The following is a 25,723-nucleotide window of genomic DNA, read 5'->3' on the forward strand; positions in this document are numbered from 1 at the left end:
GCACACCATGCACAACGCCGTCTATTGCATCGCCCAGGACCATCCACACGCCGAGATCATCGTCAACAATTTGAAGAGCGCCGGCTTCTCCAGCAACGACATTTCGGTCCTGTTCCCGGACAAGTCCGGCACGCGCGACTTCGCCCACGAACAGAACACCAAAATGCCTGAGGGCGCCGCCAGCGGCGGTGTCGCCGGCATGGGCGCCGGCGCAATCCTCGGCTGGCTGGCCGGCATCGGTTCGCTGGCCATTCCGGGCGTCGGTCCGTTCATCGCCGCCGGCCCGATCATGGCGGCGCTCGGTGGCGCCGCGCTCGGCGGCGCCACCGGCGGCATTATCGGTGGGCTGGTCGGCATGGGCATACCCGAGTTGGAGGCCAAGCAGTACGACAACAAAGTGCGCAACGGTAATGTATTGATCTCGGTCCACGCGGAAAATGGCGACCAGATCAAGGTTGCCAAGGATATTTTCGAGCGGGCCAACGCCGAAGACATCAAGTCGACCTCCGAGGCGCATGCGCCGGCCTCGGCCTGACGCCAGTGGGTTGCCGGGGCGTTTGCCCCGGTCGGTCATCGAAAGCCGCCCTTGAGCGGCTTTTGTCGTTTTTATCGCCTGCATCCTATGGCAAGTACATGGACGTTCAACAAGCGATCCTGCTGGCGGCGCTGGAAACGTTCGACCAGCTCGGCGTCACCGCCAGCAACCCCGCCTACCATGTAGTGCTCGACAAGGCGTTCCAGCAGGCCGCCGCGCCGGCGCCGCGTACCCGCGCCGTTAATCTGGAACTTCCTCGATGCGGCTAATTTCCAGGCGCGGCTGCGCGTTCATCTGGTGGCGGTAGGCCGACGACATCTCATACGCCTTGATGCGCACGCGCATGATGGAGCCGAGCGGCCGATGCGCGTCGATACCGTGCCATGGATTGAACGACAGCACGTCGTCGGCGAAGACCCTGCGCGCCGGGCTGTAAGCCTGCTGCGCCGGTATGCTCAGCCTGGCGACCGGGATATATGGCGACTCCTGTTCCGGCCAGGGCACGGACGCGTCTTCGATCGGCATGCGCCCGGTATCGGTGCATAGTTGCCCCCGTACCTCGTACTCGGCGCCCTGCTTTTCAAAGTAGGCGACCACCAGATCGCGCAACTCCGACGGGTCGGCGCCGTCGCGCAGCAACTGCCCGGTCAGTTGCCGCACGCCGTAGGACAACGGCGCCACGCACACCTTGGCGACATAGTCGACGTAGCGGATGGCGGCCATGCTGTAGAAGGTTTCGCCGAGAATGTGGCTATTGGGCGCGCCCAGCGTATCGATAGCGGCGTTTTCCACGCCGATCGCGTGCAGGGCTTTGCTGCCGCCCCGCGCCAGCGCGGCGGCGATGTGCCGCGACACTTCCGGCGCGTCGACGTGCTTCTCGACAAACGGCTGGATTGTCGCGTACGCCGCGACGTGGCCGAACGCAATCACCGGGTGGTTTACCGGCAGCAAATCCTGGGTGGTGGCCAGTTCGCGACCGGGCAACAACTGGCGACCGTCGACGCCCAGCATCTTGATGGCCATGCCGCGCGGCATCGAGGTGCGGTCGCTATGGATATCGCCGGCCGCCGTCGACAGGCGCAGCACCGCCGGATACGATGCCGGCCGGGAAAACACGCCCTGCCGCAGCGGTTCCGGCAAGTTGTCGTAGACGCTGATCCGGCCTTTGAGAATGCCGTGGCTTTTGGCGTGGGCGTCGCGCACGGCATGGCGCAGCTTGTCGAAGGTTTTGCGCTTGACCCGCGCCATCGACGCGACGATGTCCTCGATCAGCGCGTCCTCGTTTTCCTGTTTTTTCTCCAAGCCATCGTGATAGCGGACAAACTGTTGGGTAACTGACATCTGGCGCCTCCGTCGCCCCGCAGGGCCGCACTCGCCGGGTCCAGCTGGGACCACTGGACCGATGCCCGATGCCCGGTGCAGAAGGCGGCGCCCGAAACAAAAATGGCCCGACTCAAAAAGAGCCAGGCCATCGATGCGATACAAAATTCTTGGTGGGAAGTGCAAGTTTCGAACTTGCGACCCCTGCAGTGTGAATGCAGTGCTCTACCCCTGAGCTAACCTCCCGAAGCGGGGCGAATTATGACATCACCGTTCGAATTTTGCAAGACGACGGAGGGGAAATTCCACAACAAGATTTTCCTTTATTTCCCGATTCCAACAGCAGTAAGCTTGGCGGGTAACGTTGGCACCCTGTCGCGTCGATCAAGGAGTCCGCAATGAAGCTCGTGCATACCTGTGGCGTCACCCTGTTGTTGTCCGCAATGCTGCCGGCGCTCGCCGCCGACGCGCCCAAAACGTTGCATCTGGCAAGCCTGGACTGGCTACCGTTTTCCGGCAGTTCGCTACCCAACGACGGACTCTCCGGGGCGATTGTCACGGCAGCGGCCAAGCAGATCGGCGGCAGCGTCAAGGTCGACTACTTCACCTGGAAGGAAGCGGTGGAAAAAGGCGAAGCCGACCCCTCCTTCATTGGCTATTTCCGGGTGTTTTACAGCGAGGAGAGAACTAAGAAATGCTATTTTTCGGCGCCGATCGGCAAGGCCGTCACCGGCATCGGCTGCCACAAGGATGCGCCGGTGCAGTGGAAAACCCAGGCCGACCTGGCCACCCTGAAAATCGGCATCGTCGATGGTTACGCCAACGGCGACGCCTTCGACGCCGCCGTGAAACAGGGTAAGCAGCCGGTCGAGGTGAGCGCCAGCGACACCAACAACATCCGCAAACTGGTGACGAAAAAATTGCCGGCAATCGTGGTCGACAAACAGGTGCTGCATTTCGAAAGCGCCTACATGGCGCAACTCGAAGCGAGCGCCAAGTAAGCCGCCTGCGTTAAGCCGGCGTGGTCAGCACGCGCCAGATGCAGGCGCCCTTGACGGCCTTGTCCAGTCCCGCCAGCGTCGCTTCGTGTTCGGCCAGCTCGTCCGGCGCCGCCGGCAGGAAAATGATGTCGGCCAGCGCCACGTTGTCGAGCGCGTCGCCGTCGGCGCTCACCTCGACCTCCTCCTCCATGACCAGGCTGTTCTGGCCGCGCGTCATCGACAGGTAGACGTCGGCCAGCAGCTCGGCGTCGAGCAAGGCGCCGTGCAGCTTGCGGTGCGCGTTCGACACGCCGTAGCGGTCGCACAGCGCGTCGAGCGAGTTGCGCTTGCCCGGATGCATTTCCTTGGCCTGCACCAGGGTGTCGATGACGTTGCCGATGTGCTCGCTGAAGCTGGGCACGTTCAGGCGCTTGAACTCGGCGTTCAGAAAGCCCAGGTCGAACGGCGCGTTGTGGATGATGACTTCGGCGCCGGCGATATATTCGCGCAGCTCCTCGATGATCTCGGCGAACTTCGGCTTGTCGCTGAGAAATTCGGTGGTCAGGCCGTGGACCGCCAGCGCGCCCTCTTCCGAGTCGCGCTCCGGGTTGATGTAGCGGTGGAAGTTATTGCCCGTTAACATGCGGTTGTGCATCTCGACGCAACCGATTTCGATGACGCGGTCGCCGGTGCGGGGGTTCAAGCCGGTGGTTTCAGTATCTAGAACAATTTGGCGCATGGGGAGTCAGTAGGTTGAATCGAAAGCAAGCCGGGCAGTATAGCAAAGCGCGGCGGCGGGCAGTGTCTTGGCGGCGCCGCGGACATATACACCAAGGGCGTGGGGCTGGGGTCGGGTCTGCCCCCCCCCCGATTTAACGCGCCACGCGCACGGTTTCGACGCCGCGGTTGGCCAGTTGGTCGGCGCGCTCGTTGCCGGCGTGGCCGGAGTGGCCGCGCACCCAGCGCCATTCGACCTGGTGCGCCGCCTGCGCCGTGTCGAGCGCCTGCCACAGGTCGACGTTCTTCACCGGCGCCTTGGCCGCCGTCTTCCAGCCGCGCGCCTTCCAGCCGTGGATCCACTCGCTGATGCCTTTTTGCACGTACTGGCTATCGGTGTACAGCACCACTTCGCAGGGCCGCTTGAGGGTGTTCAGCGCCTGGATTACGGCCAGCAATTCCATGCGGTTGTTCGTCGTGTTCAGCTCGCCGCCGAAAATTTCCTTTTCCGCGCCGTCGGCCACCATCAAGGCACCCCAGCCGCCGGTGCCCGGGTTCCCCTTGCAGGCGCCGTCGGCGTAAATTTCCACTTTATCCATCTTGATGTTCCCGCCTTTTATTAGTGACCGGCACGCCCGCGGAGGCCGCTACCGGTTTTTTGGTCCACGCCGGACCGATCAGCCGCATCCCTTTGACGCGCTTGATCGCCTGCACGATATATACGGCGCCCAGGTACGGCCACCAGCGCGCGCCGGCCTGGTCCATGAAGGCGTACCGGTGCAACCACTTTTCCGTCCTGCATGCCGGGGCGTAACAGCCGAAATGGCTCTGGGTGACGCCCATATTCAATAATTTTAACCAGTCTTTCATGCGCGGCATAGAGATGAATTCGCCCGCCCGCGGCAGATAGGGCGAGCCGGTCATCCTGCCGGCCATCTGGCGCAAGCCCCACAGGCTGGCGGGATTGAAGCCGCACACGATCAATTGCCCCTCGGGAATAAGAACCCGCTCGACTTCGCGCAATACCTGGTGCGGCTCGGCGGCGAACTCTAACACATGCGGCAGCACCACCAGGTCCAGGCTTTGCGAGGCGAACGGCAATTCGTCGAAATTCAGGACCACCTTGGTGCGGCGCGGTTGCGCCTGCGGCGCCGGGCCGGCCAGGCGGGTCTCGGCCAGCCATTGATTGGGCATGCGGTTGGCCGCCAGCGCGTCGAGTTGCGGCATGCCGATCTGCACCGCGTTGTAGCCGAAAATGTCGGCCGTCAACTCGTCCAGGCGCGCCTGCTCCCACGCCCGCACATACACGCCGGCCGGCGTTTGCAACCAGCCATCAAGCGCTATAATGGATTTCTCGGATGTCGCACTGTCCATGTCAGCCTACCCCCACATAATGACTTCCACTGCCAAGCACGCCGCCACCGTACTCACCGTCCCGGCCTTCGCCGACAACTACCTGTGGCTGATCCACGATGGCGTCCACGCCGTCGTCGTCGACCCGGGCGACGCGGCACCGATCCTCGCCGCCCTGAACCAGCATCGGCTTACCCTGACTGCCATTTTACTCACCCACCACCATGCTGACCATATCGGCGGCGTTCCTGAATTGTTGCAGCATTATGCCGTACCCGTGTTCGGTCCACGCAATGATGCCATCGCCGCCGTCGCGCGGCCGTTGGTAGAGGGCGACGTGGTGAGCCTGCCGCGGCTCGACGTCGAGTTCGCCGTGCTGGACGTGCCGGGCCACACCCGGGGCCACATCGCCTACGTGCGGCGCGACGGCGCGGCCGAGCGCTGGCTGTTTTGCGGCGATACCTTGTTTGCGGGCGGATGCGGGCGCCTGTTCGAGGGCACGCCGGAGCAGATGGTGGCATCGCTGAGCAAGCTGGCCGCGCTGCCCGACGACACCCAGGTGTTTTGCGCGCACGAATACACGCTGTCGAACCTGCGCTTCGCCGCCGCCATCGAGCCGAACAACCTGGCCTTGATGGCGCGGGTACGCATTGAAGCGGCCAAGCGCGAGGACGGCGTGCCGACCGTGCCGACCAGCATCGGCGTGGAAAAGGCCACCAATCCCTTCCTGCGCTACAGCGAGCAGGAAATTGTCGAATCGCTGGTCGAGGCCGGCAGGCTGGCGCCGGGCGCCTCGCCGGTGGCGGCGTTCGCCGCGCTGAGGCAGTGGAAAAATAGCTTTTAAGATCGCTCAGGCAACGCAAAGGGCGCAACGCCGGGGCCGGACCTTCTGGTCCGCCCCCGGGGTTACGCCCCTGGTTTGAGATAGCTTAGATTTCTTCGTACAGCGGCAGGGTCAGGAATTCGGCGAACGATTCGGACGTCGACATTTCCTCGAAAATCACCGCGGCGCGGGCATACGTCGGGTTGTCGCCGTTGGGCGCAACTTGCTTAACCTTGAGCAACTCTTCCGGAATCATCGCGCGCACCATGTCGGCGCTAACTTTGCGTCCATCTTCCAGCACGCCCTTGGTCGAACGAATCCATTGCCACACTTGCGAGCGGCTGATTTCGGCGGTGGCGGCGTCTTCCATCAGGTTATGGATAGGCACGCAACCGTTGCCGGCCAACCAGCTGCCAAGGTAATGGATACCGACGTTGATGTTGTAACGCAGGCCGGCTTCGGTGATTGGCGCTTCCGGCTGGAAGTTCAGCAGGTCGGCCTGGGTCGTTGCGACGTCGGGGCGTTGCTTGTCGATTTGGTTCGGCTTCTCGCCCAGCACTTTTTTGAATTCCGTCATGGCCAGTTCGACCAGGCCCGGATGGGCAACCCAGCCGCCGTCGTAGCCGTCGGTGGCGTCGCGGGCCTTGTCGGCGCGCACGGCGGCCATGGCGATGTCGTTCTTTTCCGGATCATTCTTGATCGGGATCAGCGCGGCCATGCCGCCGATCGCCGGCGCGTTGCGCTTGTGGCAGGTTTGCAGCAGCAGCAAGGCGTAGCCGCGCATGAACGGTGCGGTCATCGTCACCTTGGCGCGGTCGGCCAGGCAGAAATCCTTGTCGAGCTTGAATTTCTTGATGCACGAGAAGATGTAGTCCCAACGGCCGGCGTTCAGGCCCGAGCTGTGCTCTTTCAATTCGTACAGGATTTCGTCCATCTCAAACGCGGCCAGGATGGTTTCGATCAAGACGGTGGCTTTGATCGTGCCCTGCGGCAAGCCCAGTTCCGTTTGCGTCATCACGAAGATGTCGTTCCACAGGCGCGCTTCCAGGTGCGATTCCATCTTCGGCAGGTAAAAATACGGGCCGGCGCCACGCGCCAATTGTTCTTTGGCGTTGTGGAACATGAACAGCGCGAAGTCGAAAATGCCGCCGGAGATGCGCTGGCCGTCGACCAACACATGCTTCTCGTCCAGATGCCAGCCGCGCGGACGCACCACCAGGGTCGCGACCTTGTCGTTAAGCTTGTAGGATTTGCCATTCTGTTCCAAGGCAATGGTCTTGCGCACGGCGTCCATCATATTGACCTGGCCGGAAATCTGGTTGTCCCAGTTCGGCGTGTTCGAATCTTCGAAGTCGGTCATGTAGCTGTCGGCGCCCGAGTTCAGCGCGTTGATGACCATCTTGCGCTCGACCGGGCCGGTGATTTCGACGCGGCGGCATTCGAGCGCGGCCGGAATCGGCGCGATTTTCCAGTCGCCGGCGCGGATGTGCGCGGTTTCAGCCAGGAAGTCCGGGCGCTCGCCGGCGTCGAGGCGCTTGGCGCGCGCGACGCGCACTGCCAGCAATTCCTGACGGCGCGGTTCGAACGCACGGGTCAGCTTGGCAACCAGGGCCAGCGCTTCCGGGGTCAACACTTGCTCGTAGCCGGGCTTGATCTGGCCCGTGATTTGCATTCCTGCCGGCATAGCGATGGTGGACTGTGTCATGAAAATCTCCGCATAAAAAAGGTAATAAATACAACAAACAATAAGTACAGCGAATACGTTTACAAGCCGAAACGGGCGGCCCGGGCTAGCCGGTCCAGCACTCCGCCAGTATAGGCGACTTGGTGTTTTATATGTATTACAGTATATTCACTATAAAGTATTCAAACGAGACTATAAATCACTTCATCTATGCATTTTTGTCACAAGTGAGACCATGGGACAATTCAGACAAATCTCCACCTTCGTCGACGTCGTGGCCAAGGGCAGCCTGTCGGCCGCCGCCCGCGCCGAGGGCATTGCACCGGCAATGATCGGCCGCCGCCTGGACGCGTTGGAACAGCGCTTGGGCGTTAAATTATTACAACGGACCACGCGCAAGCTGGCGCTGACCAACGAGGGCGCCGCCTTCCTGGAGGATTGCCAGCGCATTCTGGGCGAACTGGAAGACGCCGAAGCGGCCGTGGCGGAGCGCAGCGTCAAGGCCAGCGGCCACCTGCTGATCTCCGCGCCGGCCGGCTTCGGGCGCCAGCACGTGGCGCCGCTGCTGCCCTCCTTCGTCGCCGAACACCGCGACGTCACCGTCGCGCTGAATTTGAACGACCGCATCGTCGACCTGATCGGCGAAGGCGTCGACGTGGCCATCCGCATCGCCAGCCTGTCCGACTCGAACCTGGTCAGCGCCAAGCTGGCCGACAATATGCGCGTGCTGGTCGGCTCGCCGGCGTATTTGAAACGGTTCGGCACGCCGCAGACGCTGGCCGACCTGGCCAAGCACAATTGCCTGGCGATCAGCAGCGAGGGCAGCCAGCGCGGCTGGACCTTCCGCGAACACGGCAAGAACGTGACGTTGAAGGTGTCGGGCAATATGGGCTGTAACGACGGCGAGGTGCTACACGACTGGGCGCTGACCGGCAAGGGGCTGGCGTGGCGCTCGATGTGGGAAGTCGGCGCGGAGATCGAATCGGGGAAGTTGGTGACCGTGCTCGACCAGTACGCCGCGCCGGGCAACGACATCTACGCGGTGTTCGCGCAGCGCCGCCACCTGCCGCTGCGGATACGCGCGTTCGTGGATTTTTTGCGCCACAGCTATGCGCAGTCGGACTACTGGCGCGCGCCGGTCTTGTAGGTCGGATGAGCGATAGCGTCATCCGACGCTGGGCCGCCGGCGACGCCAGCCGCGTTACGCGCCGGCGCGCCAGGCCGACCGACAAAAACCGCGGCGTACAGGCGAAAAAAAATCCCCGGAGACCGAGGATTTCTTTATTTCGTTTGATTCAGCGTATTAGATTGGCTGAATGTTCGAAGCTTGCTTGCCCTTAGGACCAGCAGTCACTTCAAAAGAAACACGTTGGTTCTCTTGCAGGGACTTGAAGCCGTTCGACTGAATCGCCGAGAAGTGAGCGAACAGATCTTCGCCGCCTTCATCAGGAGTGATAAAGCCAAAACCCTTCGAATCATTGAACCATTTTACGATGCCAGTTGCCATTACAATTTCCTATTTCAGTTAAGTTGGGATTGCTCCCGTTATATCGTTTGAAGCAAGAAAGGAATGACAGACAAACTGCACTACTACCTCGAATCCAACGATTGCCTATTATACCCACTAAAACAGAAAAAACACGTTTTTACGCAAAAAAAACTTGCGGACACTGCATTGACGGCTTCAAATTTCCCTCAACCCTGTGGTGCAGTGCGCTGTTTCAGCTTAGAAGTCACTATAGCCAAGCGCCCCGCCCCGTACTTTGCGCTAGATCAAACGTGCAAACGCCTGTCAGGCCGGCGGCCCGCCCTTGGGGTCGTTCGCGGCCCAAGTCAGCAAACGCTCCACGCCAGCGCCCAGCGCCGCCCAGCCGGGCGCGTCGGCGCCGCCGCCGTCGACCAGCGAACGCAGCGCCTGCTCCAGCTGGCGGCACTCTTGCCCCAGCACGGCGAAGCCGAAGGTGGCGCCAGAACCGGCCACCGTGTGCAGCGCCGTGTGCAGCTCGGCCGACGCCGGCGCGCTCCACCGCTCCGCCCGGCAGCGCGCCAACGCCTGGCCGATACCCGCCAGCAGGCCCGGCACGCCGGCCGCGTATTTATCGCGCAACGCATCCAGGCGGGCGCGGAAGTCGGGGTCGATCAGCGTCGCCATGCGTGCGCGGCGCCGCTTACTTGGTGCCGAAGATGCGGTCGCCGGCGTCGCCCAGGCCCGGCACGATGTAAGCGTGCTCGTCGAGGTGCGAGTCGAGCGCCGCGGCGTACATCTTGACGTTCGGATGGGCGTTCTGGAACACCGTCACGCCCTCCGGCGCGGCCACCAGCGCCAGGAAAATGATCTGCTCGTCGCTGACGCCGCGCTTTTTCAGCACGTCGACCGCGTGCACCGCCGAATTGCCGGTCGCCACCATCGGGTCGCACAGGATGAAGGTGCGCTCGACCAGGTCCGGCAGGCGCACCAGGTATTCCACCGGCTGCTTGGTGTCGGGGTCGCGGTAGACGCCGATGTGGCCGACGCGGGCCGACGGCACCAGATTCAGCAGGCCGTCGCTCATGCCGATGCCGGCGCGCAGGATCGGCACGATCGCCAGCTTTTTTCCGGCGATGACGGGCGCGTCGATCATCATCAGGGGGGTCTGGACCGGGCGCGTCGTCAGCGGCAGGTCGCGGGTGATTTCGTAGCCCATCAGCAGAGTAATTTCCTTGAGCAACTCGCGGAAGGTGCGCGTCGACGTGTCGTGCTCGCGCATGTGGCTCAGTTTGTGCTGGATCAGCGGGTGGTCGGTGATGAACAGGTTGGGAAAACGCGGATCTTGTTTCATATTGTTTTGCTCTTTTCTGGAGAAGCGCCCGCGGCCTGAGGCCACCGCGCAAGTTGCTTTTTATTTACTATGGTTGTATACGCATTATCACAGCCAATGCCGCGCCACGTATCGAATTTCGTGAAATTTAGAGCAAAAACATGTCCACCGCCTCGTCGGCCAGCTGGTCCAGCGTGCAACCCTTGCCGGGCTGATACCACTGCACGCTGAAGTTGATCGCCCCCAGCAGCAGCAGGCGGGCGACCTTGCTGTCGCTCTTGACCTGGCCGGCCCGCTTCAACTCGCTGAGCGCGCTTTGCCAGACGCGGTCGTAGCGGTCGCGCAAGGCGACGATGCCCTCGCGCAGCTCGGGGCTGAGCGAGCGCCAGTCGTACAGCAGCACCGGGATGAAGTCGTGGCCGTCGCCCAGCACGGTTTCCAGGTGGGCGCGCACCAGCGCGTGGAACTTCTGGCGCGGCGGCAGCGCCCCGCCGACGATCAGTTCGACCGCCGGCAGGCACGACAGCAAGCCCTCCTCCATCACCGCCGCCAGGATCTCCTGCTTGCTCTTGAAGTGGTAAAAGGGGCTGCCGGAGCGCATGCCGACGGCGTCGGCGATGTCGCGGATGGTGGTGCCGTCGTAGCCGCGGTCGCGGAACAGGCGCGCCGACACGCGGATCAGGTCGGCGCGGCGGTTGCCGTCGGAAACGGCCGCCGCGGGGGCGGCCGGGCTAGGTGCCTGGGGAATTGTATTGGTCGTCATTTACGCTATTAAAGCACGAGCGAGAATCGCCGCGCAATCGACGCCGGCCGGCAGGCGCCCGTAGGCGCCGCCCACTTCGCGCGCCAGCCGCGAGGCGACGAAGGCCGACGCGACGAACGGCGGCGCGTGCCGCAGCAGCAACGCGCCCTGCACCGCCAGCACCACGCGCTCGGCCAGCACGCGCGCGCCGTACTCGTCCGTCTGCGACCGCGCCAGCTCGTCCAGCAGGCGCGCGGCGAAGGCGTGGAAGTCCGGGTCGGCCGTGCCGGCCAGCGCCAGTTCGGCCGCCAGCGCCTCGCGCGCGGCGCAGTTCTTGCCGAGCGCGCGCAGCAGGTCCAGGCACATCACGTTGCCCGAACCTTCCCAGATCGAGTTGACCGGGAACTCGCGGTACAGCCGCGCCAGCGGCCCGTCTTCGACGTAGCCGCCGCCGCCCATCACCTCCATCGCCTCGGCGCCGAAACCCGGGCCGCGCTTGCAGATCCAGTATTTGCCGGCCGGCGTCAGCAAGCGCCCCAGCAGCGCCTGGGCCGGGTCGGCGCCCTCGTCGAAGCAGCGCGCCAGGCGCAGCGCGAACGCGGTCGCCGCCTCCGACTCCAACGCCAGGTCGGCCAGCACGTTTTGCATCAAGGGCTGCTGCGCCAGCGGCTTGCCGAACGCGGCGCGCGCGCGGGCGTGGTGCAGCGCGTGCGTCAGCGCCGCGCGCATGATGGCGGCGCTGCCGAGCACGCAGTCGAGGCGGGTGTGGCCGGCCATCTCGATGATGGTCGGAACGCCGCGCCCCGGCTGGCCCACCAGCCAGGCGTAGGCGCCGGTGAATTCAACTTCGGACGAGGCGTTCGAGCGGTTGCCCAGCTTGTCCTTCAAGCGCTGCACGCGGATCTGGTTGCGGCTGCCGTCGGGCAGGTAGCGCGGCAGCAAGAAGCAGCTCAGGCCGGCGCCGCCGGCGTCCCCGCTCTGCGCCAATATCAAGTGGGCGTCGCTTTGCGGCGCCGAGAAAAACCATTTATGACCGACGACGCGGTACAGGCCCTCGGCGTCGTCCAGGCCGACCACGGCCGCGGCCTCGTCCAGCTCGACTTTGGTGGCGCGCGTGGCGTTGCTGCGCACGTCGGTGCCGCCCTGTTTTTCGGTCATGCCCATGCCAATCAGGGCGCCGCGTTTTTGGGCGATCGGCAGCGAGCGCGGGTCGTACTCGCGCGACAGGATTTTCGGCAGCCAGCGCGCGCCGATGTGCGGCGCCTGCCGCAGCGCCGGCACCGACGCGTAGGTCATCGTTACCGGACACTGCGAGCCGTTTTCAAGCTGGCCGAACAGCATATATTGGGCCGCCCGCGCCACCTGGGTTTGGCTGCCGTCCCACGCCGAGCAGTGCGCGCCCGATTCGATCAGCAGCGCCATCAGTTGGTGCCAGGCGGGGTGGAATTCGACCTCGTCGATGCGCTTGCCGGCGCGGTCGAAGTTGTGCAGCCGCGGCGCGTTGACGTTGGCCTGGCGCGCCAGGTCCAAGGTCTCGGCGCGGCCGAGGCGCTCGCCGAGCGCGCTCAGCGCCGCCGCCGAGGCGCCACCGCCCTCGCGCTGCAGCGCCTCGCGCAGCGCCGGGTCGCAGTCGAACAGGTTGACGTTTTCGAACGGCGGGGCTTGGTTGAATACTTCGTGCGTGTCGAACTGGTTCATGTGTTTGCTCTCCATGGTGGATGGGTGCCGGGGCGGATGAGCGACAGCCTAATTTCTGCTTCCACTCGTCGACGTGGGGGCTGATTTCGGCGTCGATGAAGCGCGTCAAGGTCGCCTGCAATTGCTGGTGTTCGTGGCTGTGGAACGCGGCGCTCCCGGTGGTATGGCGCGGGCTGGCAGGGCCGGTCGCACCGCGCAGATTTGACATTAGCGCAATCGGCCAAGCGAAGCAAGCAGTTGCTTTGCGGGTAAATTGGCACTACCATGGCGCTCAACTGGATTCCGCAGACCGTCGACGCCTACGCGCCGCGCTCGCAGCAAAAGGCCGCCGCCGCACGCGCCGCCGGCCGCTTCGCCTCGGTGGTGCTGCGCTTCATGCGCGAACTCGACGTGCCCGAGGAAAAGGTCAACGTCAACGGCGGCGCCATCGCGCTGGGCGAGGCGCTGGCGCGGCTGGAGGCGCTGGCGCCGCGCCGGCCGCCGAGCACGAGCTGGAACACCTGCTCGCGCTGACGCCGGCCCAGGCCGGCGACCGCATGGCCACGCTGGCGAGCTACCACGCGCGGCGGCGCTGGCCGAACGCTACGGCAACCGTTTCGCGCCGCCGCAAGCGCCACTCCAATTTATGTAGTCAGCAATTTAAAGACTGTTTTCTTTACTTCCATCAATGGCTATTCTGTATTCATGGCTGGATATTGCTATTTTCCATGTAATTTTCGCCTGTTCGGTGATACATTTCGTCTTGATGCGGCTTCATTTTGCCCGGGGCAATGTGAAGTTTCTGCCGGCCTACGAATTTAGTAGGAATTCTGACATGCAATAAAAGAAAGTTTAGAAACAGACGATGCTCTCCAGTTCACCCGCGATAGCCGAGCGCGCCCTGCGCGACACGCTAGACAACCTTCTGGAAGAGGCCGGCGACGTCGTGTTCCGGCTCGACCTGGAGGGACGGGTCCTGTTTGCCAGTGAACGCGCCGCGGCGCTCATTGGCGCGGCCGACGCGCCGCTCGGCTTACCCTTCACCGGACTTTTTTGCGACGAGGGCCAAAGCGCCTTGGCGCTGGCGCTGCAAGACGCCGCCGCGCCGCGGCATGCCAACGCGCGCCTGAAAACCCCGCAAGGCAACATCTGGTTCGCGCTGCGCGTGTCGGCTTATCTCGGCCAGGGCGGCCTGCGCGAACTGCTGGTGGTCGGCCACAACACCGACGCCCAACACGCCACCGAGGCGCACCTGCGCCACATGGCCACCCACGACGCCCTCACGGAACTACCGAACCGCTCGCTGCTGTCGGACCGCATCCGCATGGTCATCGCCCAGGCCAGTCGCTCCGGCCAGGGCTTCGCCGTGGCCACCGTCGGCCTGGACGGCTTCAAGAAGGTCAACGACGGCCTCGGCCACCCGGTCGGCGACGCGCTGCTGCGCATGGCCGCGGCGCGCCTGCGCAAGACGCTGCGCGACAGCGACACGCTGGCGCGCGTGGGCGGCGACGAATTCGTCGCGGTGCTGCCCGGCACCGCCAGCGACCCCCAGATCAAGCTCGTCACCGGGCGCCTGATCGCCACGCTGCAGTCGCCCTTTGAAATCGACGGCCACACGATCTACGTCGGTGCCTCGGTCGGCGTGTCGGTCTATCCGCAGCACGCCGAGGACGAGGTGCGCCTGGTGGCGCTGGCCGACGCCGCCATGTCGCACGCCAAGTCCACCGGCAAGGGCCGCTGCCTGGTCTACCACCCCGGCCTGTCCGGGCCGCCGGAGCACGACATCTCGCTGGAGGCGGCGATGTTCCAGGCGGTGCGCGAGGGCGAGTTCCTGCTGTACTACCAGCCCATCGTCGACGCCCGCACCCGGCAGATCCAGGGCTTCGAGACGCTGATGCGCTGGAAGCACCCGAGCTTGGGCATGGTGCCGCCGTCGCGCTTCATCCCGATCGCCGAAAGCAACGGCCTGATCAACCTGCTGGGCGCCTGGGCGCTGAAGGCCGCCTGCGTGCAGTTGCGGCAATTCGAAGAAGTTGCCAAGCGGCATCTATATATCTCTGTTAATATTAGTCCACGGCAATTTCGCAACGACAAGTTTCTTGATATTCTTGACGATGCGATTGCGTTTTCGGGACTGCGCGGTGAGCAATTGGTACTAGAAATTACAGAAGGCACACTGATGATCGACCCGGTGCACGCCGAAACCATCCTGACGAAAATGGCGGAACGCAAGGCGCGCATCGCCATCGACGACTTCGGCACCGGCTATTCCTCACTGGCCTACCTGAAGCGTTTCCCCATTTCCGTGTTGAAAATCGACCGCGCCTTCGTCAAGGACCTGCCGGACGCCGAGAAAGACGGCGCCATCTGCAACGCCGTGCTCGACCTGGCCAAGCACCTGTCGCTGTCGGTGGTGGCCGAGGGCGTCGAGACCGAGGCGCAGATGCTGTTTCTCGAGTCGCGCGGCTGCCAGTACATTCAGGGCTACCTGACCGGCAAGCCGATGCCGGCCCACGTCGCGCTGGCCGCGCTGAAGGAAAAGACCCATGCCGCGCTGCTGCCGTCGGAGCTGCGCCTGGGCGTCCAATGAGCGCCGCCTTCATCCCCGCCAGCCAGCTCGGCAAGAATACCCTGGAACTGCTGTGGGCGCGCACCCGCCAGCAGGGCGACATGCCCGGCTTCGCCAAGGCCGTCAGCGCGATCCTGGGGGCCATGCGCGGCGAGGACGAGCACGGCTTCAACATGACGCAAACGGTGCTGTCGGACCCGGTGCTGACGCAGAAGGTGCTGCGCCTGGCCAACAGCGGCATGTACTCGGCGTTCGGCCAGAGCGTCAACACGGTGTCGAAGGCGGTGCTGGTGCTGGGTATCGACGCCATCGGCCACCTGGCGCTGGGCCTGAAGTTGATCGAGGAACTGTCGCACGCGACGCCGGACTCGGTGAGCGCCCATATTGAAATGGAAAAAGCGGTGCTGGCCGGCATGGTGGCGCAGCAGGTCGCCAGCAGCGCGGCCAGCCAGAACGCCGAGCAGGCCGTGGTGTGCTCGATGCTGCACACGCTCGGGCGCATGATGGTGACGTTCTACATGACCGACTTCTGGGCCAAGCTGCAGGCGCACGGCGGCCCCGGCAACGAAAGCGCGGCGGCCCCGGACATCCTCGGCTTGACCCTGGAGGAAGTCGGCTACGCGACGGCGGCGCACTGGGGCCTACCGCCGCACCTGATCAGCGGTATGCGGCCGATGGAGCCGGCCGAAGCCGGCGCCGAGATCAGCCGGGCCGACTGGATGGCCGGGCTGTGCACCATGTCGGCGCGTTGCGCCGACTCGCTGTGGCACGACGACGACGCCGGTGCCGCCCAGGTGCAACTGCTGATCGGGCAGTACACCGAGATGCTCGGCGTGGCGCCCGACAACCTGGTCGAGGCGATTGAAAAAGCCAAGGCGATGGCGGCGCTCGACCTGTCGATCGCGCCGCTGTCGAAGCCGGCCGAGCGGCGCGCGCGGGCGCTGGCGTCGACGCGCATGCGCGCCGAGGGCAACCGTCTGCTGGTCAGCGGCCTGGCCGACATGCGCGACGCGCTCGGCAGCGCCAGCCCGGGCCAGATGGTGTCGATGGGCTTGGAGACGCTGTACCAGGGTTTCGATTTTTCGCGCGCGGTGGCCTTCGTGCGCAACCACAAGGAAAAGAAATACGTGGCGCGCATCAGCCTGGGGCAAAACATCAAGGATTTGCAGGCGCAGATGGCGTTTTCCGACGCCTACGAGCCGAACGTGTTCCACGCCGCGCTCAGCAGCGACCGGGTGATCTTCATTGAAAACGCCCGCGACCCGAAATTCGCCGCCAAGCTGCCGGCGTGGTGGAAGGCCACGCTGCCGGACGCGCGCTGCTTCGTCATCCTGCCGCTGTCGTCGAACGGCCAGCCAACCGGCTTCATCTACGGCGACTGGGACGACAGCTTCCCGGCGATCCAGCTGAACCAGGCCGAATTCGAACTCATCAACGAGATCCGCGCGATGCTGGTGAAATCGGTCGAGATGCGCCGCCAGCGCGAAATCATCGCCAACAAAGTCGCTTAACCGCGCCGTCAACAGGCGCGCGGCAACATCACAAGCACCGGCGCGCAGCCGGGGTCACGCCCTTGGCTTGCCCGTCAGGCCAGCTTCGGCGTGGCGACGCTGACGTCGCCGCACTGGGCGCGGTGCATCAACGCATGGTCCATCAGCACCAGCGCCAGCATGGCCTCGGCGATCGGTGTGGCGCGGATGCCGACGCAGGGGTCGTGGCGGCCGAAGGTTTCGACCATCACCGGTTTGCCCTCCTTGTCGATGGAGCGGCGCGGCGTGCGGATCGACGAGGTCGGTTTGATGGCGATCGACACCGTGATGTCCTGGCCGGTTGAAATGCCGCCCAGCATGCCGCCGGCGTTGTTGCCGACGAAGCCCTCCGGCGTCAACTCGTCGCCGTGCTCGGAACCCTTCTGCGCCACCGACTTGAAGCCGGCGCCGATCTCGATGCCCTTGACCGCGTTGATGCCCATCATCGCGTAGGCGATGTCGGCGTCGAGCTTGTCGTAAATCGGCTGGCCCAGGCCGACCGGGACGTTGTGCGCCACCACGTCGATGCGCGCGCCGATCGAATCGCCGTCGCGGCGCAACTGGTCCATCGCCTCCTCCATGCGGGCGATCAGCGCGGCGTCGCCGCTGGCGGCAAAGAAGGGGTTGTCGGCGACGTGCCGCCAAGACTGGAACGGCACCTCGATGTCGCCCAGCTGGCTCATGCAACCCATGAAGACGGTGCCGTATTGCTGCAACAGCCACTTCTTGGCGATCGCCGCGGCGCCCACCACCGGCGCCGTCAGGCGCGCCGACGAACGGCCGCCGCCGCGCGGATCGCGCACGCCATATTTGTGCCAATAGGTGTAATCTGCATGGCCGGGGCGGAAACTCTCGGCGATGTTGCCGTAGTCCTTGCTGCGCTGGTCCTCGTTGCGGATCAGCAGCGCGATCGGCGTGCCGGTGGTGACGCCCTGGTAGACGCCGGAGAGGATTTCCACGGTGTCCGATTCCTGGCGCTGGGTGACGTGGCGCGAGGTGCCTGGCTTGCGCCGGTCCAGCTCGGGCTGGATGTCGGCTTCCGACAGGACCAGGCCGGGCGGACAGCCGTCGATGACGCAGCCGATGGCCGGGCCGTGCGATTCGCCGAAGGTGGTAACAGTAAACAGCTTGCCAAATGAGTTGCCGGACATAGTAGGGACGCGAAAGGCTGAAACGGTCAATTCTACCAGCCCGCGGCGGCTCGGGCGGCGCTATCGCGCGCAATCGGCCACTTTGATGCCGGCCCGGCGGCGAAACGGCGCGCCGCGCGCAAGTCGGCGCCGCAACAGATTATTAAGGAATATATATTGTTTTTGATTAAATCTAGCGAAATACGCCGAATTCTTCTATCCTGCCGCGTATTGCGTCGCTGAATACGCCTAAACAGTCGTTTCGCATATGAATTCGCTATATACTTATTCACAAGAACACCGAGACATCTTGGAGAAGCGACACATGCCCGCACCGATCACCCCCCTTGAGCACAACAAGGACGATCACGACGATCTGGTATTCTTAGAAGAACATCCGACGCCGACGTCGGCGCCGGCCACGCGCAACGTCTGGCGGGTGATGATCATCGACGATGACGAGGACGTCCATTCGACCACGACCTTCGCGCTCGGCAACCTCGACATGCAGCACCGGCCGCTCGAATTCGTCCACGCCTACTCGGCCGCGCAGGCGCGCGACATGCTCAAGCACGAACAGGAAATCGCCGTCATCCTGCTCGACGTCGTCATGGAGCAGGACGACGCCGGCCTGCACCTGGTGCGCTACATCCGCGAAACGCTGAAACTGGCCGACGTGCGCATCATCCTGCGCACCGGCCAACCCGGCTACGCGCCGGAAATCGACGCCATCCGCGACTTCGACATCAACGACTACAAGACCAAGTCCGAGCTAACCCGCATCAAACTGTTTACCACCGTGACGGCGGCGATCCGCTCGTACGAGCAGATCCGCTCGATCAGCGCCAGCCGGCGCGGCCTGAACCAGATCGTCCACGCCAGCACCCAGTTGATGGCGCTGCACGGCGTGCAAAACTTCGCCGCCGGCGTGTTGACGCAGATCGCCGACCTGCTCAGCGTCAAGGCCGACGGCCTGCTGTGCGCGCAGGAATGCCCGGACGGCCGATGCCGCGAACTGATGGTCAGCGCCGCCGCCGGCAGCTACAGCCGGCTGCCGCACGGCCAGATCACGGCGGCCGACGACGAGCGCGCGGTCGGCGCGATGGAGCGCACGCTGGAACAGCGCCGCAACATCTACAGCCACGACTTCGTCACCTTGTACTTCGCCGGCAAGGCCAGCCGCGACTTCGTCGCCTTCCTGCAACTGCCGCGGCCGATCACCGACATCGACGAGCGCCTGCTGGAAGTATTTTGCAGCAACGTCGCGGTCGGCCTCGACAACGTCGAGCTGGTCACGCACCTGCACAACGCCGCCTTCTACGACCAGCTGTCGAAACTGCCCAACCGCACCCGCCTGGTGGAAATCCTCGACGCCACGCTGGCCGGGCCGGCGCGCGACGACGCCACGCTGTCGCTGGTCGACCTCGACCACTTCGCCGAAACCAACGACGCGCTCGGCCACCAGTTCGGCGACCTGCTGCTGCTGGCGGTGGCCGGCCGGCTGCAATCGCGGCTGGGCCAGCAACTGACGGTGGCGCGCCTGGGCGGCGACATCTTCTGCGTGCTCGGCGACGCCGCCCAGGTCAACCCGGCGATGATCCTGGCGCTGTTCCAGACCCCGTTCAGCATTGACGGCCAGGACGTGCAACTGTCGGCCACGCTGGGCCTGGTGCGCCTGGGCGAGCACGACGGCTGCGGCGCCGACGCCCTCAAGGACGCCGACATCGCCCTGAAGCGCGCCAAGACCCAGCAGCGCGCCGGCCACTTCTACTTCTCGCGCAGCATGGGCGTGGAAATCCGCGAACGCGTACGCATGATGCACGCGCTGCGCACCGGGTTCGGCCAGAACCAGCTGTTCGTCGTGTACCAGCCGCAGATCGACCTGACCACCCGGCGCCCGGTCGGCGCCGAGGCGCTGCTGCGCTGGCAGACGCCGGACGGCAAATTCATCTCGCCGGACCGCTTCATCCCGATCGCCGAATACTCGGGCCTGATCATCGAACTGGGCGAATGGGTGCTGCGCACCGCCTGCCGCGAACTGGTGCTGCTGCGCGAACAGGGCCACCGCGACTTCATGATGTCGGTGAACGTCTCGCAGGTGCAATTCCGCCACCCGCGCTTCCTCGAGATGCTCAGCCAGGCGCTGGAAGACACCCAGGCGCCACCCGAATACATCGAACTGGAAATCACCGAATCGATGGCGATGGAAGAGCCGGACCTGCTCATCAAAATGCTGTGGCAAGTCAAGCAGACCGGCGTCAGCATCGCCATCGACGACTTCGGCACCGGCTTCTCGTCGCTGTCCTACCTGCAGCGCCTGCAAGTGGACCGGCTCAAGATCGACCGCGCCTTCGTCACCGAAATCACCGGCTCGGCGCGCGGCAGCAGCATCGCCGAAATGGTCATCCAACTGGGGCGCAACCTCGGCCTGGCGGTCATCGCCGAGGGCGTCGAAGACGAGCGCCAGGCGCAGATCCTGCAGGCGCTGGGCTGCCCGCTGGCGCAAGGCTTCCTGTTCGCCCGGCCGATGACGGCGGCGGCCCTGATCGGCTGGCTCAACAACGACGTCCTCGAAGGCGCCGCCTGACGCAACACCCCTGGGGTCGGGTCGCAAAATGACCCCAGAGACAATCAAACGGGTATCAACGGCGCGACGGCGTGCAGCACGCTGTCGCGCAAGCGCTGCGTGGTCGGGTCGGGCTGCGCCGCGGCGCGGTGCAGAACCAAGTCGACCCGCGGCAGCGGCGGCAGCCCCGCCGCCGCGTGGCCGAGCGCGCGCAAGCCCGGCGGCAGTCCGATTTCGGTGCGCACCGTCACGCCCAGCCCGGCCGCGACGGCGGCCCACACGCCGCCCAGGCTCGGGCTGCTGAAGGCGACCCGCCACGGCATGCCGGCGCGCTCGAGCGCCTCGATCGCCGCCGTGCGCATCAGGCACGGCGACTCGAACAACACCAGTGGCAGCGGCTCGCCATCGACGCCCGCCACCGGCTCGGCCGAGGCCGCGGCGATCCAGCGCATCGGCACCCGCCCCAGCAGCTGCGAGTGCGGCATGGCGACGCCGCTATCCCACGCCAACGCCAGGTCGAGCTGGCCGGCCGCCATGCGCTCGAGCAGGGCGGTGTTGCGCGCCACCATCGCCTCTATCCGCACCTTCGGATGGGCGCGCACAAAACGCCCCAGCACATCGGTCAGGATACGCTCTCCAAAATCCTCCTGCATCCCCAGCCGTACGCTGCCGGCCAGTTCCACCCCGCGCACGGCGCTGGCCGCCTCGTCGTTCAGCTCCAGCAAACGGCGCGCGTAAGCCAGCAGCGCCTCGCCGGTGGCCGTCGGCAGCATGCCGCGCCCGACCTTGCGCAGGATCGGCGCGCCGACCTGCTCTTCCAGCTTCTGCATCTGGGCGCTAACCGCCGACGTGGACCGCCCAAGCCGCTGCGCCGCCTTGGCAAAGCTGGCCAGCTCCACGCCGGTGACGAAACTGCGCAGCACATCCATGTCAAACGATATTCGCCGCATATATCATCCCGTTTTTTTGGACCAATACTTCATATATTCCCGATTTTCAGAATAACGATACGCCGCTATGCTGCAAGTGTCAATTCCGACCGCAAGCACAAGGAGAGTACACATGAGCACAGGTATCGGGCAACAGAGCATGGGCGACACCGCCCCCAAGCTGGCGGCGCTGACCGACGAGGTCCTTTTCGGCGACGTCTGGGAGCGCCCCGGACTGTCCAAGCGCGACCGCAGCGTCGTCACGGTCGCCGCCCTGGTCGCCATGAACCGCGGCGCGCAACTGCCCTTCCACTTGGGCCGGGCGCTGGAAAACGGCGTCACGCGCGACGAACTCGGCGAACTGATCACCCATCTGGCCTTCTATTCCGGCTGGCCGACGGCGGCGTCGGCGGTGTCGGCGCTGCGGCAACTCGACGCCGGCGCGGCGGACACGGGAGCGGCATCATGCCAATGACCCGCATCTCCCTCCTGAAGGGCAAGCCGCCGGCGTACCTGCAGGCGCTCTCGGACAGCCTGGACCGCGCATTGGTGGAAGCCTTCGAGGTACCGCCCAACGACCGCTTCCAGCTCATCCACCAGCACGAAGCGAACGAACTGATCTTCGACCGCCACTACATGGGCGGGCCGCGCTCGGACGACTTCACCGTGTTCGCCATCTCGGCCGGACGGCCGCGCTCCGACGCCACCCGGGCGGCCTTCTTCCGCCGGCTGGTCGAACTGCTGGCCGAGGCGCCCGGCATGCGGCCGGAGGACGTGATGGTCAGCATCACCACCAGCGAGTCGAACGAATGGTCGCTCGGCGGTGGCAACGCCGGCATACTGGCGCCACCGGGAGCGCCGCGATGATCGCCATGCAGTACAGCTTCGTGCTGCCGGCCGACTACGACATGGCCGTGATCGAACGGCGCGTCGCCAGCAAGGGCCACCTGCTCGACGGGTTCCCCGGCCTGCTGCTGAAAGCCTACCTCAGCGCCAACAAGCGCGGCGGCGGCCCAACCGACAACCTGTACGCGCCCTTCTACCTGTGGCGCGACAACGAGGCGATGAGCGCCTTCCTGTGCGGACCCGGATTCGTCGCCGTGTCGCAGGCGTTCGGCTGGCCCGCGGTGCAAACCTGGTCGGTGTGGCACGCCGAGCAGGCCGCGGACGTGGCGCGGGCCCGCTACGCCACCCGCGAGACGCTGGCGATTGCGCCGCACACCGCGCTGGAGCGCCTGCGCGCCGATGAAACGGCGGCGGCGCGCCTATCGTTCGAGCGGGACGGCGCGCTGGCCGTGGCGGTCGGCTTCGAGCCGGGGACGTGGACGCTGGTGCGCTTTAGCCTGTGGCGCGAACCGGACGGCGGCGCCGGCGGCGACCGCGAGCAGCGCTACGCGGTCGGCCACGTTTCACTGCCAAACAACTCAGGCGCGGCACGACATCCTGGGGTCTGACCTCAGGACAAACCGCGGGCAAGGGCTGTGGTCGGACCCCGAGGGTCCGGCCGCGTTTTTGACGCCGCGGATTTTATCTTGGCCAACTGCGGGCCAATGCAAAACGCCACCTAGGCGGGTGGCGTTTTGCGTTGGCTGCGCTGGCGCGCGAATCAGTCGGTGGTCTCTTCCGGCCAATCGCGGATGTAGGCCTTGAGCATTTTGTTCTCGAAGTTTTGCGCTTCCAGCATCGCCCGCGCGACGTCGTAGAAGGAGATCACGCCGAGCAGGGTTTTCGCGTTCATCACCGGCAAATAGCGCGCGTGCTTTTCCAGCATGATGCGGCGCACTTCGTTTACTTCGGTGTCCGGCGTGACGGTGATCGGGTGGTCGTCCATGTGCTTGCGCACGGTGCCGCCGCCGATGGTGCCCTTGTTTTGGTGCAGCGCCTTGAGCACTTCGCGGAAGGTCAGCATGCCGACCAGGTCGCCGAACTCCATGACGACGAGCGAACCGATATCTTTTTCGGCCATCGTGTTGGCCGCGTCCAGCAGGGGATGGTCGGGTGTGACTGTGTAAAGGATATTACCTTTAACTTGGAGAATTTCGGATACTTTCATTTGGGCCGCCTGTCCACTGTGAATAAGGTTTTAGTTATTGTAAGCCTTCCTGACGAATGTAGCGTATGCCCCGAGAAAAATCCAGTATTGCGTATTATCAAAGCGCCTGCCACGGCAAAATACTTATATAAAAGCCAAAAACGGAGTACGATCCGTGCCATTCCAACTTTTGCTGGAGACATCCATGAGCGCTCCGAAGTACCTTGGCTTTGACACCTTGTCGCTGCACGCCGGCGCGGCGCCCGACCCGGCCACCGGCGCCCGCGCCACCCCGGTTTATTTCACCTCCTCGTTCGCCTTCAAGGACTCCGACCACGCCGCCTCGCTGTTCAATATGGAGCGCGCCGGCCACGTCTATTCGCGCATCTCGAACCCGACCAACGCGGTGCTGGAAGAGCGCATCGCCGCGCTCGAAGGCGGCGTGGCCGGCATCGCCACCGCCAGCGGCCAGGCCGCCATGCACCTGGGCCTGGCCACCATCGCCGGCGCCGGTTCGCACATCGTCGCCTCGCGCGCGCTGTACGGCGGCTCGCACAACCTGCTGGCCTACACGCTCAAGCGCTTCGGCATCGAGACCACCTTCGTCAAGCCGCGCGACCTCGACGCGTGGCGCGCGGCGATCCGCCCCAACACCAAGGTGCTGTTCGCCGAAACGCTGGGCAACCCCGGCCTGGACGTGCTCGACATCGAAGCGGTGGCGGCGCTGGCGCACGACAACCACCTGCCGCTGATGCTGGACTCGACCTTCACCACGCCATATCTGCTGCGCCCGTTCGAGCACGGCGCCGACCTGGTGTTCCACTCGGCCACCAAGTTCCTGTGCGGGCACGGCACCGCCATCGGCGGCCTGCTGGTCGACGGCGGCACCTTCGACTGGCAGGCCGCCTACGACCAGAGCGGTCGCTTCGGCGAGCTGTGCGAGCCGTACGACGGCTTCCACGGCATGGTCTTCGCCGAGGAGTCGAGCGTGGCCGCGTTCGCGCTGCGCGCGCGCCGCGAGGGTTTGCGCGACTTCGGCGCGGCAATGAGCCCGCACAACGCCTTCGCCGTCCTGCAGGGCATTGAAACGCTGGGCCTGCGCATGGACCGCCACGTCGCCAACACCCGCAAAGTGGTCGAGTTCCTGCTATCGAATCCGGCCGTTGAATCGGTCTCGTATCCCGAGCTGGAGTCGCACCCCGACTACGCGCTGGCCAAGACGCTGTTGCCGAAGGGCTGCGGCGCCGTCTTCACCTTCAACATCAAGGGCGACCGCGCCGCCGGGCGCCGCTTCGTCGACGCGCTGAAGATTTTCTCGCACCTGGCCAATGTCGGCGACGCCAAGTCGCTGGCGATACACCCGGCTTCGACGACGCACTTCCGCGTGCCGGCCGAGCAGCTGGCCGCGTCCGGCATCACCGAGGGCACGCTGCGCCTGTCGGTCGGCCTGGAAGACGCCGACGACTTGATCGAGGATTTGGCGCGCGGCCTGAAACTGTCACAGAAGGGAGCCTGAGATGCTGCTACAAGTACAGGGCGTGGACGCCTATTGCTACACCGGCGGCAAGGCCTTCGACGCCGCCCGCCCGACTGCGGTGTTCATCCACGGCGCGCAAAACGACCATTCGGTGTGGGCTTTGCAGACGCGCTATTTCGCCCACCACGGCTTCAACGTGCTGGCGCTCGACCTGCCAGGGCACGGCCGCAGCAAGGGCGCGGCCAAGGCCAGCGTCGAGGCGCTGTCGCAGTGGTTGCTGGAACTGCTGGACGCGGCCGCGGTGGCGCGGGCGCTGCTGGTCGGCCACAGCATGGGCTCGCTGATCGCGCTGGAAACCGCGCACGCGGCGCCGGACCGCGTCAGCCAATTGGCGCTGCTCGGCTCGACCTACCCGATGAAGGTGTCGGAGGCGCTGCTGGAGGCGGCGCGCAGCGACGAGCAGAGCGCCATCGACATGGTCAACATCTGGTCGCATTCGTCGATCGCGCAAAAGCCGTCGTTTCCCGGGCCGGGTTTTTATGCCATGGGCGGCGCGCGCCGGCTCAAGCAGCGCATCGCGCAGATCAATCCAGAGCGGGTGTTGTATACCGATTTTTCGGCTTGCAACGGCTACGCCAACGGCACAGCGGCGGCCGCTTCGGTGCGCTGTCCAACGCTGTTCATCTTCGGCCTGCGCGACATGATGACGCCGGCGAAATCGACCCGGCTGCTGACCACCGCCATCGCCCACGCCCAGGTGGTCCAGGTCGACGCCGGCCACGAGTTGATGGCCGAGCAGCCGGACGCCGTGCTGGACGCCTTGTTCGCCTTCGCCAGCGCGCCGGCGGCGGCGTAGCCGGAG

26 protein-coding genes, 1 tRNA gene and 1 pseudogene are annotated in these 25,723 nt (G+C 65.0%); 14 read left to right on the forward strand and 14 right to left on the reverse strand.

Annotated features, from left to right (window positions below; all coding sequences use genetic code 11):
- Positions 1-7: 7 nt before the first annotated feature.
- Entirely contained in the window at positions 8-535 is a 528-nt protein-coding gene (locus ACFDR9_RS01145; RefSeq protein ID WP_409029788.1) for a hypothetical protein, read from the forward strand.
- 98 nt (positions 536-633) lie between these two features.
- Complete coding sequence (locus tag ACFDR9_RS01150) at positions 634-804, forward strand: hypothetical protein (protein WP_409029789.1); 171 nt, start codon at positions 634-636, stop codon at positions 802-804.
- On the opposite strand, the gene ACFDR9_RS01155 is transcribed toward ACFDR9_RS01150, so the two are convergent.
- Both ACFDR9_RS01155 and ACFDR9_RS01160 read right to left on the reverse strand, forming a co-directional pair.
- Positions 776-1,876 (reverse strand): catalase family protein, encoded by a 1,101-nt coding sequence (locus tag ACFDR9_RS01155; protein ID WP_409029790.1) that lies wholly within the window; start codon positions 1,874-1,876, stop codon positions 776-778. The genes ACFDR9_RS01150 and ACFDR9_RS01155 overlap by 29 nt on opposite strands.
- Positions 1,877-2,026: 150 nt before the next feature.
- Positions 2,027-2,101 (reverse strand) — tRNA-Val (locus ACFDR9_RS01160).
- Between the two features lie 152 nt (positions 2,102-2,253).
- Between ACFDR9_RS01160 and ACFDR9_RS01165 the strand changes: the two genes are divergently transcribed.
- The gene (locus tag ACFDR9_RS01165; RefSeq protein ID WP_409029791.1) at positions 2,254-2,856 is read left to right on the forward strand and encodes a substrate-binding periplasmic protein; all 603 of its coding nucleotides are present in this window, start codon (positions 2,254-2,256) and stop codon (positions 2,854-2,856) included.
- A gap of 10 nt (positions 2,857-2,866) precedes the next feature.
- Here ACFDR9_RS01165 and dnaQ read toward each other — a convergent pair whose 3' ends face one another.
- The 3 genes from dnaQ to ACFDR9_RS01180 all read right to left on the reverse strand — a co-directional run bounded on the left by dnaQ (position 2,867) and on the right by ACFDR9_RS01180 (position 4,926).
- The gene (gene dnaQ / locus ACFDR9_RS01170) at positions 2,867-3,574 is read right to left on the reverse strand and encodes a DNA polymerase III subunit epsilon (protein WP_026132660.1); all 708 of its coding nucleotides are present in this window, start codon (positions 3,572-3,574) and stop codon (positions 2,867-2,869) included.
- Between the two features lie 133 nt (positions 3,575-3,707).
- A complete protein-coding gene (rnhA, locus tag ACFDR9_RS01175; RefSeq protein WP_409029792.1) occupies positions 3,708-4,151 on the reverse strand; it encodes a ribonuclease HI in 444 nt (147 codons plus the stop codon).
- Complete coding sequence (locus ACFDR9_RS01180; protein WP_409029793.1) at positions 4,144-4,926, reverse strand: class I SAM-dependent methyltransferase; 783 nt, start codon at positions 4,924-4,926, stop codon at positions 4,144-4,146. The genes rnhA and ACFDR9_RS01180 overlap by 8 nt, the downstream gene beginning before the upstream one ends.
- 19 nt (positions 4,927-4,945) lie before the next feature.
- Between ACFDR9_RS01180 and gloB the strand changes: the two genes are divergently transcribed.
- Complete coding sequence (gene gloB, locus ACFDR9_RS01185; protein ID WP_409029794.1) at positions 4,946-5,749, forward strand: hydroxyacylglutathione hydrolase; 804 nt, start codon at positions 4,946-4,948, stop codon at positions 5,747-5,749.
- 85 nt (positions 5,750-5,834) lie between these two features.
- Here the strand turns inward: gloB and aceB are convergent, their stop codons facing one another.
- Positions 5,835-7,433: a malate synthase A gene (aceB, locus tag ACFDR9_RS01190; RefSeq protein WP_026132663.1), complete on the reverse strand. Its 1,599-nt coding sequence runs from the start codon at positions 7,431-7,433 to the stop codon at positions 5,835-5,837.
- Positions 7,434-7,647: 214 nt separating this feature from the next.
- Between aceB and ACFDR9_RS01195 the strand changes: the two genes are divergently transcribed.
- Positions 7,648-8,559, forward strand: a complete 912-nt coding sequence (locus ACFDR9_RS01195; protein WP_017875742.1) for a LysR family transcriptional regulator — start codon at positions 7,648-7,650, stop codon at positions 8,557-8,559.
- A gap of 156 nt (positions 8,560-8,715) precedes the next feature.
- Here ACFDR9_RS01195 and ACFDR9_RS01200 read toward each other — a convergent pair whose 3' ends face one another.
- From ACFDR9_RS01200 to ACFDR9_RS01220, 5 genes are all read right to left on the reverse strand, one after another.
- Positions 8,716-8,919, reverse strand: a complete 204-nt coding sequence (locus ACFDR9_RS01200) for a cold-shock protein (protein ID WP_010398811.1) — start codon at positions 8,917-8,919, stop codon at positions 8,716-8,718.
- Positions 8,920-9,204: 285 nt separating this feature from the next.
- Entirely contained in the window at positions 9,205-9,564 is a 360-nt protein-coding gene (locus ACFDR9_RS01205; protein WP_017875743.1) for an Hpt domain-containing protein, read from the reverse strand.
- Positions 9,565-9,580: 16 nt separating this feature from the next.
- A complete protein-coding gene (gene upp, locus ACFDR9_RS01210; protein WP_017875744.1) occupies positions 9,581-10,231 on the reverse strand; it encodes a uracil phosphoribosyltransferase in 651 nt (216 codons plus the stop codon).
- Between the two features lie 127 nt (positions 10,232-10,358).
- The gene (locus ACFDR9_RS01215) at positions 10,359-10,973 is read right to left on the reverse strand and encodes a TetR/AcrR family transcriptional regulator (protein WP_017875745.1); all 615 of its coding nucleotides are present in this window, start codon (positions 10,971-10,973) and stop codon (positions 10,359-10,361) included.
- Entirely contained in the window at positions 10,974-12,650 is a 1,677-nt protein-coding gene (locus ACFDR9_RS01220) for an isovaleryl-CoA dehydrogenase (protein WP_026132664.1), read from the reverse strand. It lies immediately after the preceding gene.
- A gap of 351 nt (positions 12,651-13,001) precedes the next feature.
- Here ACFDR9_RS01220 and ACFDR9_RS01225 point away from each other — a divergent pair.
- The 3 genes and pseudogenes from ACFDR9_RS01225 to ACFDR9_RS01235 all read left to right on the forward strand — a co-directional run.
- A pseudogene (locus ACFDR9_RS01225) lies at positions 13,002-13,115 on the forward strand (hypothetical protein); the annotation flags it as partial.
- A gap of 379 nt (positions 13,116-13,494) precedes the next feature.
- Positions 13,495-15,219, forward strand: coding sequence for a bifunctional diguanylate cyclase/phosphodiesterase (locus ACFDR9_RS01230; RefSeq protein WP_017875749.1), 1,725 nt, complete (start codon positions 13,495-13,497; stop codon positions 15,217-15,219).
- Positions 15,216-16,709 (forward strand): HDOD domain-containing protein, encoded by a 1,494-nt coding sequence (locus ACFDR9_RS01235; RefSeq protein ID WP_017875750.1) that lies wholly within the window; start codon positions 15,216-15,218, stop codon positions 16,707-16,709. The genes ACFDR9_RS01230 and ACFDR9_RS01235 overlap by 4 nt, the downstream gene beginning before the upstream one ends.
- A 74-nt stretch (positions 16,710-16,783) precedes the next feature.
- Here the strand turns inward: ACFDR9_RS01235 and aroC are convergent, their stop codons facing one another.
- Positions 16,784-17,878: a chorismate synthase gene (aroC, locus tag ACFDR9_RS01240; protein ID WP_017875751.1), complete on the reverse strand. Its 1,095-nt coding sequence runs from the start codon at positions 17,876-17,878 to the stop codon at positions 16,784-16,786.
- A 304-nt stretch (positions 17,879-18,182) separates the two neighbouring features.
- Between aroC and ACFDR9_RS01245 the strand changes: the two genes are divergently transcribed.
- The gene (locus ACFDR9_RS01245) at positions 18,183-20,444 is read left to right on the forward strand and encodes a putative bifunctional diguanylate cyclase/phosphodiesterase (protein ID WP_409029795.1); all 2,262 of its coding nucleotides are present in this window, start codon (positions 18,183-18,185) and stop codon (positions 20,442-20,444) included.
- 44 nt (positions 20,445-20,488) lie between these two features.
- Here ACFDR9_RS01245 and ACFDR9_RS01250 read toward each other — a convergent pair whose 3' ends face one another.
- The gene (locus ACFDR9_RS01250) at positions 20,489-21,352 is read right to left on the reverse strand and encodes a LysR substrate-binding domain-containing protein (protein WP_409029796.1); all 864 of its coding nucleotides are present in this window, start codon (positions 21,350-21,352) and stop codon (positions 20,489-20,491) included.
- 133 nt (positions 21,353-21,485) lie between these two features.
- Here ACFDR9_RS01250 and ACFDR9_RS01255 point away from each other — a divergent pair, with 133 nt between their 5' ends.
- Genes ACFDR9_RS01255 through ACFDR9_RS01265 form a run of 3 tightly spaced genes read left to right on the forward strand, consistent with a single transcriptional unit; the run spans position 21,486 to position 22,806 of the window.
- Positions 21,486-21,827 carry a carboxymuconolactone decarboxylase family protein gene (locus ACFDR9_RS01255; RefSeq protein WP_409029797.1) on the forward strand — a complete coding sequence of 114 codons (342 nt, stop codon included), beginning with the start codon at positions 21,486-21,488 and terminating at the stop codon, positions 21,825-21,827.
- Entirely contained in the window at positions 21,818-22,219 is a 402-nt protein-coding gene (locus ACFDR9_RS01260; RefSeq protein ID WP_409029798.1) for a tautomerase family protein, read from the forward strand. Before ACFDR9_RS01255 ends, ACFDR9_RS01260 begins: the two co-directional genes overlap by 10 nt.
- The gene (locus ACFDR9_RS01265) at positions 22,216-22,806 is read left to right on the forward strand and encodes a DUF4865 family protein (RefSeq protein WP_409029799.1); all 591 of its coding nucleotides are present in this window, start codon (positions 22,216-22,218) and stop codon (positions 22,804-22,806) included. The genes ACFDR9_RS01260 and ACFDR9_RS01265 overlap by 4 nt, the downstream gene beginning before the upstream one ends.
- Positions 22,807-22,958: 152 nt before the next feature.
- Here the strand turns inward: ACFDR9_RS01265 and ACFDR9_RS01270 are convergent, their stop codons facing one another.
- The gene (locus ACFDR9_RS01270; RefSeq protein ID WP_026132667.1) at positions 22,959-23,405 is read right to left on the reverse strand and encodes a CBS domain-containing protein; all 447 of its coding nucleotides are present in this window, start codon (positions 23,403-23,405) and stop codon (positions 22,959-22,961) included.
- A 184-nt stretch (positions 23,406-23,589) separates the two neighbouring features.
- Between ACFDR9_RS01270 and ACFDR9_RS01275 the strand changes: the two genes are divergently transcribed.
- Together ACFDR9_RS01275 and ACFDR9_RS01280 are read left to right on the forward strand one after the other, a co-directional pair.
- Positions 23,590-24,900, forward strand: coding sequence for an O-acetylhomoserine aminocarboxypropyltransferase (locus ACFDR9_RS01275; RefSeq protein WP_409029800.1), 1,311 nt, complete (start codon positions 23,590-23,592; stop codon positions 24,898-24,900).
- A 1-nt stretch (position 24,901) separates the two neighbouring features.
- The gene (locus ACFDR9_RS01280; protein ID WP_409029801.1) at positions 24,902-25,717 is read left to right on the forward strand and encodes an alpha/beta fold hydrolase; all 816 of its coding nucleotides are present in this window, start codon (positions 24,902-24,904) and stop codon (positions 25,715-25,717) included.
- Positions 25,718-25,723 lie beyond the last annotated feature (6 nt).

Source organism: Janthinobacterium sp. CG_23.3 (assembly GCF_046115965.1).
Taxonomy (GTDB): domain Bacteria; phylum Pseudomonadota; class Gammaproteobacteria; order Burkholderiales; family Burkholderiaceae_D; genus Janthinobacterium.